The organism is Pseudomonas sp. Marseille-QA0332 (assembly GCF_054950175.1).
Genome location: NZ_CM143106.1, coordinates 2,881,517 through 2,894,335 on the forward strand (window position 1 = coordinate 2,881,517; position 12,819 = coordinate 2,894,335).

Consider the following 12,819-nt stretch of genomic DNA (forward strand, 5'->3'; position numbering starts at 1 on the left):
TGCCGCTTGCAGTTCGCTCCCCCCTCAGACCAGTTCGGCGCGCCGCAGCTCGCTCTTGAGGTAGGCATAGTAGATCGGCCCGGCCACCACACCGGGCAGGCCGAACGCGGCCTCGAATACCAGCATCGCCAGGAGCAGCTCCCAGGACTTGGCACTGATCTGCCCGCCGACGATTCGAGCATTGAGGAAGTACTCGACCTTGTGGATGACGATCAGGTAGCCCAGGGCCGCAACCGCTACCCAGATCGACAGCGACAGGCCGACGATGGTGATCAGCGTGTTGGACATCAGGTTGCCGATCACCGGCAGCAGCCCGAGCAGGAAGGTCAACACGATCAGCGTCTTGGTCAGCGGCAGGTGGATGCCGAACAGCGGCAGCACCAGCGCCAGGAAGATCCCGGTGAAGGCGGTGTTGAGCAGGGAGATCTTGATCTGCGCGAAGACGATGTTGCGAAAGGCCTGGACCAGCAGGTTCAGGCGTTCGAACAGGGCGGCGGCCAGTGGCTTGCGTCGCGAGACATCGGGAATGCGCTGCAGCGCGACGATGGCGCCAAGGATCATGCCGATCAGCAGGGTGACGAACATGTGCGCCGCGCCCTTGCCCAGCCATTGCAGCTCGCCGAGGTGGCTCTTGAGCCACTCGCCGATGGCGGTGCGGAACTCGGCCGCGCTGGCTGGCAGGTAGCTGTCGATGAACGGTGGCAACTGGCTACGGGCGCGATCGACCACCAGCATGAAGCGATCGAGCGAAGCGCCTGGGTTTTCCGCCTCGTGTAGCAGAAAGCTGATCGCGCCGGCAAACAACAGGCTCAAGGTCGTCACCACCAAGGTGCCAAGCAGGGCCACCGCCAGCCAGCGAGCACGCTGGCCGGCGAGCAACGGTTGCAGCCTCGGGGTGAGCATGTTCACCAGCTCGAAGACCAGCAGACCGGCCAGCAGGCTCGGCAGCAACTTCAGGGGCAAGGCCAACAGTAGGCCGGCAAAGACGATGATCCAGCTGGCCAGGATGACCTGGCGTGGGGTGAACGTCATACAACCTCGACGACGGACTGCGGGAAAGCTTGCAGTCTGCCAGCCTTCGACCTGCAGGCATAGTGACACGACCCTGTCATGAGCCTACAGCCCGGCGGCCTTGAGCCTGGCAGCGTGCTCGATGAACAGGCGCACGGGGTCGACCCCCTTGCCCACCGCGCCCAGCGACTGGTTGACGATATCCAGATGATCGAGCGGATAGTCATCGCCGATCACCTGGCCCAGGTGAGAACTGTAGCGACCGACCATGCCATCGCACTGGCCCCGCTCGCGCACGAAGCTGCGGGCACACAGGCGGCAGAAGCGATGGCTGCCATCCAGGCGATTGCGTCCCTGGTCGGTCAGGCCTGGTTGCAAGGTACCCGACCAGCAATAGTAGCGCACCCCATCGACCAGCCCCGGCCCCTCGGCGCCCCAGGCCAAAGGCAGTCCTTGAGGGCACGCCTGGTTGAACGAGGCGACCCCGGCGCTGGTCAGCGCCTGGTGCGCCGCCTGCGCATCGATGGGCAGGGGATGGCGGCGCCAGTCGGTTTCCAGCCAGACCAGCAAGGCTGCGATGCCCTCTAGCAGGACCTTGAGCAGCCTGCCTTGGGGCGAGCCGTCGGGTGCCTTGCGCTCGAGCCAGTCAGCCAGCTCCGAACCCTGGTTGGGACCGGCGATGGAGGTCACCGAGGCGACCCGGTCTGGTCGCCGGGCCGCGGCATGGCGTGCGTCGAGGGCGCCCTGGCTGTGGCCGAGCAGATTGACCTTGGCGGCGCCGGTACGCTGGCAGATGTCCTCGAGGATCGCCAGCAGTTGCTCGCCTCGTACCTGGGTACCGTGCAGCGGCGAGACCTGCACCGGGAACACCTGGGCGCCGCCCTGGCGTAATGCCGCAGGGATGCCGTACCAGTACGGATAGAAGACCAGCCGGACGAACCCGAACATGCCCGGCACCAGCACCAGTGGATATCGCGTGGCCAGTTCCTGACTCATGCTTGCTCCTGTTCTTCGCCGACCTGCGCGCCGACAAGCGGCGTTCGCAATCGAACTCCTCAAGCGCGGCGCGGCTCCAAGCAGAACAGCATCCGAGCGAGGAACGACACCATGTACAAGCAGACCCTGGCAATTCTCCTGGCAAGCGCCACCCTGGCCGCCTGCGGCAGTCATCCGGAAAACCCCGTGGACCATGTCACCTATCGCGACCAGCCGCTGGTCAAGCAGGTCGAGAACGGCATGACCATGCAGAAGGTGATCGCCATCGGCGGCAGCCCTTCCACTGTCACGGACCTGCCCAATGGTGGCACCTGCAATGACTACATCCTCAACCGCGAAGGTCATCAGCAGCCGTACTACGTGCGCTTCGATGCCACCGGTCACGTCGATGCCAAGGGCTTCAAGACCTGCAAGCAACGTGAAGAAGACCGCAAGGCGGTACCGGGCGCCTGAACCCGCGAACCGTGAACACCTTACCTGAATTGCCTGGAGATAACCGATGAGCAGCATCGAACTGACCGACGTGAACGTCCTGCGCCAACGTGCCCGCCAGCACGTCGAACAGGGCGCCGTGACCGAGGGCTACAATGCCGACCGCCAGGAAATCCTGCGTCTGCTCAATGAGGCGCTGGCCACCGAGCTGGTCTGCACCCTGCGCTACAAGCGCCACTACTTCATGGCCAGCGGCATCAAGGCCAGCGTCGCCGCCGACGAGTTCCTCGAGCATGCCAATCAGGAAGCCGAGCATGCCGACCGGCTGGCCGAACGTATCGTGCAGCTGGGTGGGGAGCCCGACTTCAACCCGGACAACCTGAGTCGCAACTCGCATGCCCAGTACGTCGCCGGCAGCACGCTCAAGGAGATGGTCCTCGAGGACCTGGTCGCTGAACGCATCGCCATCGACAGCTATCGCGAGATCATCCAGTACATCGGCGAGAAAGATCCGACCACCCGACGGATCTTCGAGGACATCCTCGCCCAGGAAGAAGAGCATGCCGACGACATGGCGGACATTCTCAACGACCTCTGAACCTGGCCGGGCTTGGCCCCCGGTCAGTCATGCATCGGCCCCAGGGTGACGCGCCCTGGGGCCGATGTGCTTTTGCCGTACGAACAGTGCCGGCGCGACGCTCCTGCTACGTTGAAAGCAGGCTCGCAATGCACATTCACACCTCGCGAACTGCGCTTGTTCGCCTGTTTTACTTGCCTGGTCGCCACTTGGTGACCTTTCGAAGAAACCTATTGCTTCGAATTCACAGCCTTGGGCGCCTGGCCAGCCTTCATCTTCTGCAGCAGTGGCTTGCACTGGTCCGGCACGTCGTCGCCAGGGGCGATCAGCGCCAGCAGGCCAGCCGCGGGGCCGACCGTCACACCGAGGGCAACCATGCCGGCACCACGCAGCGCCAGCGGCACCGCCTGCACCCCGGCGCTCGGATTGGCGAACGAGCCCCGGACATACAGGGGCGAGCGCAGCGAGAACAGCCGCAGCCCCTTGGACTCAGGGCTGATCTTCAAGTCCAGCCGCTCGCTGGCGAAGTTGGCGATGCCATCGATGTAGATGACGGCGTTTTCCGTGTCGAAGACGAACAGGCGGGTCTTGGCCAGCCCGTCCTTGATTCCGACATCGGCCGCCGCGCAGTTGATCTTCACCTCCTCGTCGCCGAACAGCTTGTCGACGACGTAGTTGCCAACATTGAGCCCGGCGATTTCCATCAGGCTGCGGCTGATGGCGCCATCGTTGACCAACAGGCGCAGATCACCGCTGGAGCTCCCCAGCAGCGCCGCTACCGAATTGCCACGGCCGCTCAGGTCGGCATCACCGTTGAGCTCGCCAAAGCTGGTCTGCATAGGGGCGAAGCCGGGGAACAGCTGCTTGAGCTTGAAACCCCGCGCGGTCAGCTGCGCACGGCCTTGCAACGGCGTGCTGCGCCCATCCAGGCGGATACGCGAATCCAGGTTGCCACCGGCCACGCCGAAGCGCAGCGGCTCCAGGCGCAGCAGGCCATCGTCGAGGATGACATGGGCCGACAGGTCGTTGAACGGCAGCTGTTCACTGTGCACGATACGCTTGCCGGTAAAGGTGACGTCGGCATCCATGGCCCGCCACCGGTCGGTCCGGAACTCTTCGACCGGCAACACCTTGTCGGCCGGCTGCTTGCTGGCGCCACCACGCGCTTTCTGCTCGGCATTGGAGTCGGCACCGATCAATGGCGCCAGATCATCGAACAGCAGCTGGTTCGACAGCAGCTTGCCGGTCAGCTTCGAGCGGGGCTGGCTGGAGACGAAGCCCAGGTCCCCATGGATATCGCTGTTGCCGATCTTGCCGTTGAACTGCTCGTAGCGGAACCTGGGGCCTTCCTTGGCCTGCAGGTTGGCGGTCAGATGACCGTCGGTGGAGTACGCCGGGGTATCGGGCAAGGTCACGCCGGTCAACGGATAGAGATTGCCCAGGCTGTTGCCGGAAAGACGCAGGCGCAAGTCCAGCGCGCCGAGGTTGAGTGGATCGACCAAGGTGCCGGCGAGCACCACATGGGTGTCGGCGATACGTACATCGGCTTGCAGCGGGAATGGCTGCTCGGCGTCGCGCAAGGCCAGCAGCCCACCGATCTTGCCAGTGCCCGATACCGGCTGGCCTTTGTAGCGCCCTTCGGCCTTGAGACCGAAGGCGTAGTCCTGGGCGCCGCCGGTCTTCTGCGCGGTCGCCTTGCCGACGATGTCGCCGAAGGGGATCGGCTTGCCCAGCGGGTCGATCTGCACCTTCATGCTGGCCTTGAGCGTCTGGTCCTCGAAGCTGACGTTGCCCTGGTCGAACCCGATCGAGCCGATGTCCAGTTCCCAGCTGGACGGCTCGGCATTCTCATCCTTGGGTCCGAAGTCGAAGGTCCAGTTGGCCCGGCCATCGGCCAGACGGGTCAGGCTGGCGTCAGGACGCGTCAGGTCGATGCGTGGAATGACGATCTGCCGGAACAGCAGCGGCAGTGGCGAGAGGCGGAACTCCACCCGCTGCAGACCGACCATGCGCGGCTCCTTGAGCCATTCGGGGTTGCCCAGTGTCAGGTCTTCGGCAATGAAGCGTGGCCACGGCACCCAGGCACGCCAGCCGCCTTCCTCCGGCTCGCGCTGCCAGCGCACGGCAAGGTTGCCGTTGATGGCGAAGGGGCGGTGGAGCGCTTCGGAGACCTTCTCATTGAGCAGAGGCTTGATCCGATTCCAGTCGAAAGTGGCGATGACCACCACCAGGATCAACAGCAATGTGGCGATGCTGGCAAAGATCCAGGTAGCGATTCTGGCGGGGCGCGTCATTGCGGGAATCTCCTGATGACAACGAAAACGGTGGCGGCAAACGAGTGCGGTAATACCTCGGACTGATGAAAACCCGCCAGGTTTTATCCAAGGGGTCACGACAGTGGCATTTGCGCTGGACAAATCACCGGGCCAAGCCACCGGGCGCTACCTGGCCATTTGCTTTCATTTCGCGCAGAACCTTGTTCCAGAGCCCTTGCGATGAACATCGACAGCGTCGATTTTCACCATCACTCATATGCACTTCTGAATCGACCAGGCGCGAGTAGCATTGGCTTCGTCCCTATTGCAAAGCCCTCCAGAGGAGCGCCGATATCATGAAATTCCCACTGCTGCTTGGCCTTTCCTTCTCCGTTCTGGCTGCCAATGCCTTGGCCATGCCCGCCGACGAACAACAACTGGCGGCTGAGTCCCATCCTGACCGTCTCGAACGTTTCCTGCCACTGGACACGCTCGCAGAAGGTGGCACGGACCGCCTGATCGAGCGCAACGACCGAGTCGCCGAAGGCGGAGCCGATCGCCTGAACCAGCGCAACGACCGGGTCGCCGAAGGCGGAGCCGATCGCCTGAACCAGCGCAACGACCGGGTCGCCGAAGGCGGAGCCGATCGCCTGAACCAGCGCAACGACCGGGTCGCCGAAGGTGGAGCTGATCGCCTGAACCAGCGCAACGACCGGGTCGCCGAAGGTGGAGCCGATCGCCTGAACCAGACGGGCCATGTCGGATGAACCGGCAGGCCGTGCAAGCTGGCCCCGCGGCGGCTGCAGCGCATTGACCGTGCTTCGTCTTTTTATCTAGAGTGCGAACCCCGTCCTCTCACAACGTTGCAACCATGCTGCCGCGCGCCGAACAGAAGCTTCAGACTCGCCAGGCCCTTCTCGATGCGGCGTGCCAGCTCATGGAAAGCGGCCGCGGTTTCGGCAGCATCAGCCTGCGTGAAGTGGCCCGGCTGGCAGGCATCGTGCCGACCGGTTTCTACCGACACTTCCCGGACATGGACGCCCTCGGCCTGGCCCTGGTCAATGAAGTCGATGCGACCTTTCGGCAGACCATTCGCCTGGTACGTCAGAACGAACTCGAGCTTGGCGGTATCACCGATGCCTCGGTGCGGATCTTCCTCGATGTGGTCGCCGCGAACCGCGCCCAGTTCCTGTTCCTGGCACGCGAGCAGTACGGGGGATCGCAGGCCGTCCGCCAGGCCATCGCTCGCCTGCGTCACGACATCAGTTCCGACCTGGCCACCGACCTGGCGCGCATGCCGCGCTGGCAGCATCTGGATCAGACGGCCTTGGCCGTCATGGCCGACCTGGTGGTGAAAACCGTGTTCGCAACGTTGCCGGAACTGATCGACAGCCCGGACGCCACCAGCCCTCAACCCTTGAGCGCACAGGACAAGATCATCCAGCAACTGCGCTTCATCTTCGTTGGCGCGCGCCACTGGCAGGGGCTCGGTACGCCTGGCTGAAGCGGCCAGGCCAGTGATTCTGCTACCATGACGCCCTGCCCGACCGCAACGAGCGTCCCATGCCCGCCCTCCAGCCCGACGTCATATCCCAGCTTGCCCGATTCGCCCGGCATTTCTCCGATACTATCGTGCCACTCTGGCAAGGACCCGGCTGGAACGCCGAAATGGCGTTGCCCTATGAGGCGCTGGACGAGCAGCACAAGCCCTTGCCAGTACAGCGCTATCGCGCCATGGCCTGTGCCCGGCAGCTCTATCTGTTCAGCAGCCGCATCGGTGAGCCGGGCGCGGCCGAACGTGCCGCGGCCTTGTTCCGCTCACTGGGCCAGCACTTCCATGACCAGCGGCAGGGTGGCTGGTTCTACAGCATCGATGCCCAGGGCAGGCCGCTCGATCGGCGCAAGGATCTCTACACCCACGCCTTCATCGTCTTCGCCTGCGCGCATTACTGGGGCAAGGTTCAGGAGCGGCTGGTCGAATCGACTCTCGACACCGCCCTGGGCATCGTCGCACGGCGCTTCGCCAGGGCGGATGGCCTGTACGAAGCCAGCCTCGCCGAGGACTGGTCGGACCTGGCCAGTGGCCCGCTGCAAAATCCCCAGATGCACCTGGCCGAGGCGTTGCTGCAAACGCACGCGGTGCGTCCGGAGCGGAATGTGGAACGCGCTCTGCTGCAGTTGTGCGAAGCCTTGCAGCGACACTTCGTCGATCCGCGCTCCGGCGTGATGCTCGAAAAGCCGCGTGGTACCGCTGGCAACTGGTTCGAGCCGGGGCATCAGTTCGAGTGGTTCTTCCTGCTCGACACGTCGCCATTGCTGCGTGGCACTTCGCTGCATGCCTCGATCGCCCGCGGCTTCGAACACGCCGAGCAGACAGGCGTGAGAGACGCGGCGGTATTGGCGATGCTCGACACGGACGACAAGGTCCTCGATGCCAGCCAGCGTATCTGGGCACAGGCCGAGTACGTGCGCGCCCTGGCGCTGCGTCCTGACAGCCAGGCCAAGCTGTCTCGCCAGCTACAGGCGTTGCAGGCACGCTTCCTGCAGCCGGCCGGCTGGCATGAATGTCTCGATGCCAATGGCAAGCTCAGCCGTCCGGACATGCCGTCGACCACGCCATACCACCTGGCAACCTGCCTGGAAGGACTGCGTCGGCTGGAGGGCGCTTGACCAGGCGCTTGCGCTCGATGACGGTCAGCCAATCGGGCCGAGGTCCTGGCCCGACCTGGTATTTCTGCCAGTTTTTCACGCTCTGCTGTCGATGCTATTGTCGCCCTGTCATTCATCGACGGGGACGCGATCATGGGCATTGAACCGGCATTCGGTACCTGGCTTGAACAAGAAATCACACGCGTGGAAAGCAGGATCAGCGGCAACAAGCTCAAGGACCTCTCCCAAGCTCGGCTCGACTACCTGTTGAGCCTGCAACGCATCCTGAACAAAAAAGCCAACAGCAAGGATATCGGTCTGCACGATGCCATCAACGATGTATTGCAGCAGCTGGCCGTGATGAAGGAAAACGATACCTACCTGCATCGTGCCAAAGCCGATTAGCAGCGCAACTCAGGCTTCTTGCAACGCGTGCCTGCACGACGATCCTGTCGCGTTGAATACAGGCTCGAAATGCTCACTGGCAACTCGTGAACCTAGCTTGCCTGTTGGATCGCCGCTCGCCACTTGCTGTACGAACCTCGGCCAGCAGGCAAGGAACCGGGGATTCGGATCCGTGCAGCGCTGATCCGGACCCTGGCCCGATACTCAGCGTTTTGCCGAGCGATCGATGGCGAACCCGGCCCAGTCCTGGCTCACCGGCATCAGCTCGAGGCTGTTGATATTGACGTGCGCCGGCTGGTTGATCATCCAGAAGATGGTTTCGGCGATATCCTGGGGCTGGATCGGCTCGGCGCCGGCATAAGTGGCGTCATAGCGGTCCTGGTCCCCGCCGAAACGGACCAGCGAGAACTCGCTTTCGCACAGGCCAGGCTCGATGTTGCTGACCCGCACGCCCGTCCCACGCAGGTCACAGCGCAAGCTCAGCGAGAACTGGCCGACGAAGGCTTTGGTACCGCCGTACACGTTGCTGCCTGGATAGGGATAGTTGCCCGCCACCGACCCGACGTTGAGGATGCTTGCGCCGCGCCCATGGGCGATCAGGCGCGGCAGCAGCAGGCGGGTGGTGTACATCAGGCCCTTGATGTTGGTGTCTACCATGGTTTCCCAGTCATCCAGGCTGCACGCCTGCGCCGGCTCGACACCCAGCGCTAGCCCGGCGTTGTTGACCAATGCGCGAAGCTTGGCGAATGCCGGTGGCAGTTGGGCGATCGCCTGCTCCATGGCCTGGCGGTCACGCACGTCGACGACCAGCGCATGCACCTCGGCCTTGGCCGACAGTTCCTCGCGCAACGCATCAAGGCGCTCCCTGCGGCGACCGGTGATGACCAGCGACCAGCCAGCCTCGGCGAAGCGGCGGGCGGTCGCCTCGCCAAAACCGGACGTGGCGCCAGTGATGAAAATGGTGGGCTTCATGCTCTTCTCCTTGCTGTGGATATCTGCGGCAGGCGTTGCAGCATGCCTGCCGTTCAGGTTGCCAGCAAGTGGCTTGCCAATCTGTACAAAATTTGATCAATCCCTTGGAGGCCTTGCCGGTACGGGCATCCCAGGGGATATACGCATCTTATCCACAAGGCTTTCCCCATGGATTGGGGGAAACTTTCCGACCTGTTATTTCCCTGGCATCTAGATCGCCTTATGCATCACCACAGGATGATGGCCCAACGCTGCCAACCATGCTGCCTACAGCATTCTTTCCAAGGCTTGCCCACAGACTTGTCCACAGCTTGTTCAAGCACGAGCCAAGGCCTTGTCAGGTACCGACAAGGCCCTGCAAGACGCTCCCGTACTCAATCGATCAAAAAACCAACAAATACGCGCAGGCCTTTGTTCTAGAAGGCTCCAGCGACATACCACCATGTTTTCCACAGCCGGTTCCACACGAACCGTGGACAATCGCTGGCTGTGGAAAAACGTCCGCTCGCCCGAATCGCAAGGCACGCGACAGCGCTAGGGTGCGACAGGTTGTCCACATGCCGCGGAGCGCCTCCGTGCAACCGGAACGGGCCGCAGACAAGCCGGCCAGCCGATGATTGCCCGATGCCCAGACTGGACACACTCTTTCAGTGTCCACCCAGGTAAGCGTTGCGCACCTCTTCGTTGGCCAACAGTTGCTCCCCGGTACCGCTCATGCGGATCTGTCCGTTGACCATGACATAGGCCCGGTCCGACAGCTTCAGTGCATGGTTGGCGTTCTGCTCGACCAGGAAGATGGTCATGCCAGTGCTGGCCAGTTCGCGCAAGGTGGCGAAGATCTGCTTGACCACGATCGGCGCCAGCCCCAGCGAAGGTTCGTCGAGCAGCAGCAGGCGAGGCCGACTCATCAGCGCACGGGCGATGGCCAGCATCTGCTGTTCGCCTCCGGACATGGTCATTGCCCGCTGGTTGCGCCGCTCCTTAAGGCGCGGGAACAGCTCGTACATGCGTTGCATGTCCTCGTTGGCGTACTTGTCGCCGATGGGGATGGTACCCATCATCAGGTTCTCTTCCACCGTCATGTCCGGGAAGACTCGTCGCCCTTCCGGCGACTGGGCGATGCCATTGGAGGCGATGTAGTGGGACGACTTGCGGGTGATGTCGATGCCGCGATAGACGACCTGGCCGGACGCGGCGCGCGGCTGGCCGAAGATGGACATCAGCAGGGTCGACTTGCCGGCGCCGTTGGCACCGATCAGGCTCACCGTCTCGCCCTCGTCGATATGCAGCGATACCTTGCGCAGGGCCTGGATCGGGCCGTAGAACACGTCCAGGTCACGCAGTTCCAGAATCGGTCCACTCATGCCAGTTCCTCTTCATCGGCGCCCAGATAGGCAGCGATCACCGTCGGATTGTTACGGATGTCCTGTGGCGGGCCTTCGGCGATCACGGTGCCGTGATCGAGCACGACGATATGATCGGAGATGCTCATGACCATGCCCATGTCATGTTCGATCAGCACCACGGTGATGTCGTGCTCGTCGCGCAGCACGCGGATCATCCGGCTCAGGGCTTCGGTTTCCTGCGGGTTGAGGCCGGCCGCCGGCTCGTCCAGGCAGATGATGCCAGGGCGCGTACACATGGCACGGGCAATTTCCAGGCGCCGTTGCTGTCCGTAGGAGAGTTCGCCGGCCAAGCGGTTGGCGCAACTCACCAGGTCGACCACTTCCAGCCAGTAGAATGCATGGTCCAGCGCATCGCTCTCGGCCTGGCGGTAGGCCCGGGTATTGAGCACGCCGGCCAGCAGGTTACGGTTGACCCACATGTGCTGGGCCACCAGCAGGTTTTCCACGACCGACATTTCCCGGAACAGGCGAATGTTCTGGAAGGTTCGGGCCAGTCCGGCACGATTGACCAGATGGGTTCCACCGAACATCTTGTAGTACACCCGCTCGGCAAAGCGCGCTGGCGAGAGGAAGTCCGCTGGCTGGAAGCGTTCGCCCAGCAGCTGGATGACATCGGTCCGGCCGCCGCGCAGGTTCAGCTCGATGCGTCCGCCGCTGGCCTTGTAGAAGCCGGTCAGGCAGTTGAACACGGTGGTCTTGCCAGCGCCATTGGGGCCGATCAAGGCGAAGATCTGGTTGCGTCGCACCTTCAGGCTGACATCGCTCAGGGCCTTGATGCCGCCGAACTGCATCATCAGGTTATCCACCGACAGAATGATTTCATCGCTCATGGCGCCACCCCCTTGCGTAGCTCGACACCGGTGCGGCTGATGCGGATCAGTCCGCGTGGTCGCCAGATCATCATCAACACCATCAATACGCCGAACAGCAGCACCCGGTATTCCGAGAAGCTGCGCAGCAGTTCCGGCGCGACGGTCAGGACGAAGGCGGCGATCACCACGCCCACCGTCGACCCCATGCCACCCAGCACGACGATGGCCAGGATCAGCGCCGACTCGAAGAAGGTGAAGGACGACGGGTTGACGAAGCCCTGGTAGGTGGCGAAGAACACGCCCGCAAGGCCCGCCGTGGACGCTCCCAGGGTGAACGCCGAGAGCTTGACCAGCACGTGGTTGAGGCCCATGGAACGACAGGCGATCTCGTCTTCGCGCAGCGCTTCCCAGGCGCGTCCCACCGGCATGCGGGTCAGCCGGTGCTTGATGTACAGCACCGCCAGTACCACCAGGAACAGCACGATATAGATGAACAGGAATTTCAGGTTGGGGTTGTAGGCGATGCCGAAGAACTCGTGGAACGGCACCCCGCCATCCTTGGCCCTGCGGCCGAACTCCAGGCCGAGAAAAGTCGGCGAAGGTGCCGGCATGCCGTTGGGGCCACCAGTGAACGATAGCCAGTTGTTGAGCACCAGACGGATGATCTCGCCAAAGCCCAGGGTCACGATCGCCAGGTAGTCGCCATGCATGCGCAGCACCGGGAAGCCGAGGATGCAGCCTGCCAGCGCCGCGGCGATGGCGGCCAGCGGCAGCACGCTCCAGAAGCCCAGCCCCAGGTACTGGTAGCCCAGCGCCAGGCCGTAGGCACCGATGGCGTAGAAGGCCACGTAACCCAGGTCAAGCAACCCGGCCAGGCCCACCACGATATTGAGTCCCAGGCCGAGCAGCACGTAGATCAGCCCGAGGATCACCACGGTGAGCAGGTACTTGTTGGCGAAGAAGGGAAACACCACGGCAATCACGATCAGTGCGGGGATGATCCAGCGCAGCCGCGACTTGTAGCCCGGCTCCAGCACATGCACGCCGGAGCCACCGCTTTCGAAGCCCTGGAGCACCCGCTGACCGGTAGCGCTCTGCAGATACAGGCTGAGCAGCAGGCGCCCCGCCATCACCCCGCCGACCAGCCAGGCCACGCGTGTCGGCTCGGCGTTGAAGCTGTAGCCGTCGAGCACTACGCCGACCACCGGGCCGAAGACGATCAGTGCCAGCAACCCGGCGACGAGGGTCTCGACCAGGCTGCGTTTGACATCGATACCAGAGGAAACAGGATTGGCAGCGGACAT

The 12,819-nt window shown here is 63.3% G+C and carries 13 protein-coding genes; 6 read left to right on the forward strand and 7 right to left on the reverse strand.

The window, feature by feature from the left end:
• Positions 1-24: 24 nt before the first annotated feature.
• Together ACY8GK_RS13395 and ACY8GK_RS13400 are read right to left on the reverse strand one after the other, a co-directional pair.
• The gene (locus ACY8GK_RS13395; RefSeq protein ID WP_196176068.1) at positions 25-1,032 is read right to left on the reverse strand and encodes an AI-2E family transporter; all 1,008 of its coding nucleotides are present in this window, start codon (positions 1,030-1,032) and stop codon (positions 25-27) included.
• A gap of 84 nt (positions 1,033-1,116) precedes the next feature.
• The gene (locus ACY8GK_RS13400; RefSeq protein WP_462401432.1) at positions 1,117-2,007 is read right to left on the reverse strand and encodes an esterase/lipase family protein; all 891 of its coding nucleotides are present in this window, start codon (positions 2,005-2,007) and stop codon (positions 1,117-1,119) included.
• A 111-nt stretch (positions 2,008-2,118) separates the two neighbouring features.
• Here ACY8GK_RS13400 and osmE point away from each other — a divergent pair, with 111 nt between their 5' ends.
• Both osmE and ACY8GK_RS13410 read left to right on the forward strand, forming a co-directional pair.
• Positions 2,119-2,460: an osmotically-inducible lipoprotein OsmE gene (osmE, locus tag ACY8GK_RS13405; RefSeq protein ID WP_196176063.1), complete on the forward strand. Its 342-nt coding sequence runs from the start codon at positions 2,119-2,121 to the stop codon at positions 2,458-2,460.
• 46 nt (positions 2,461-2,506) lie between these two features.
• Positions 2,507-3,037: a ferritin-like domain-containing protein gene (locus ACY8GK_RS13410; RefSeq protein ID WP_196176061.1), complete on the forward strand. Its 531-nt coding sequence runs from the start codon at positions 2,507-2,509 to the stop codon at positions 3,035-3,037.
• Positions 3,038-3,246: 209 nt separating this feature from the next.
• On the opposite strand, the gene ACY8GK_RS13415 is transcribed toward ACY8GK_RS13410, so the two are convergent.
• The gene (locus ACY8GK_RS13415; protein ID WP_462401433.1) at positions 3,247-5,310 is read right to left on the reverse strand and encodes an AsmA family protein; all 2,064 of its coding nucleotides are present in this window, start codon (positions 5,308-5,310) and stop codon (positions 3,247-3,249) included.
• A gap of 317 nt (positions 5,311-5,627) precedes the next feature.
• Here ACY8GK_RS13415 and ACY8GK_RS13420 point away from each other — a divergent pair, with 317 nt between their 5' ends.
• The 4 genes from ACY8GK_RS13420 (at position 5,628) to ACY8GK_RS13435 (ending at position 8,325) form a co-directional block, all read left to right on the forward strand.
• A complete protein-coding gene (locus ACY8GK_RS13420; RefSeq protein WP_462401434.1) occupies positions 5,628-6,038 on the forward strand; it encodes a phage infection protein in 411 nt (136 codons plus the stop codon).
• Between the two features lie 104 nt (positions 6,039-6,142).
• A complete protein-coding gene (gene fabR / locus ACY8GK_RS13425) occupies positions 6,143-6,775 on the forward strand; it encodes an HTH-type transcriptional repressor FabR (protein WP_196176056.1) in 633 nt (210 codons plus the stop codon).
• Between the two features lie 59 nt (positions 6,776-6,834).
• Positions 6,835-7,941, forward strand: coding sequence for an AGE family epimerase/isomerase (locus ACY8GK_RS13430; RefSeq protein WP_462401435.1), 1,107 nt, complete (start codon positions 6,835-6,837; stop codon positions 7,939-7,941).
• A gap of 183 nt (positions 7,942-8,124) precedes the next feature.
• Positions 8,125-8,325: a hypothetical protein gene (locus ACY8GK_RS13435; protein ID WP_462401436.1), complete on the forward strand. Its 201-nt coding sequence runs from the start codon at positions 8,125-8,127 to the stop codon at positions 8,323-8,325.
• Between the two features lie 204 nt (positions 8,326-8,529).
• Here the strand turns inward: ACY8GK_RS13435 and ACY8GK_RS13440 are convergent, their stop codons facing one another.
• The 4 genes from ACY8GK_RS13440 to livM all read right to left on the reverse strand — a co-directional run bounded on the left by ACY8GK_RS13440 (position 8,530) and on the right by livM (position 12,819).
• Positions 8,530-9,297, reverse strand: a complete 768-nt coding sequence (locus tag ACY8GK_RS13440; RefSeq protein WP_196176050.1) for an SDR family oxidoreductase — start codon at positions 9,295-9,297, stop codon at positions 8,530-8,532.
• A gap of 647 nt (positions 9,298-9,944) precedes the next feature.
• Positions 9,945-10,661, reverse strand: coding sequence for an ABC transporter ATP-binding protein (locus ACY8GK_RS13445; protein WP_196176049.1), 717 nt, complete (start codon positions 10,659-10,661; stop codon positions 9,945-9,947).
• The gene (locus tag ACY8GK_RS13450; protein ID WP_196176047.1) at positions 10,658-11,533 is read right to left on the reverse strand and encodes an ABC transporter ATP-binding protein; all 876 of its coding nucleotides are present in this window, start codon (positions 11,531-11,533) and stop codon (positions 10,658-10,660) included. Before ACY8GK_RS13450 ends, ACY8GK_RS13445 begins: the two co-directional genes overlap by 4 nt.
• Entirely contained in the window at positions 11,530-12,819 is a 1,290-nt protein-coding gene (gene livM, locus ACY8GK_RS13455) for a high-affinity branched-chain amino acid ABC transporter permease LivM (protein WP_196176045.1), read from the reverse strand. The genes ACY8GK_RS13450 and livM overlap by 4 nt, the downstream gene beginning before the upstream one ends.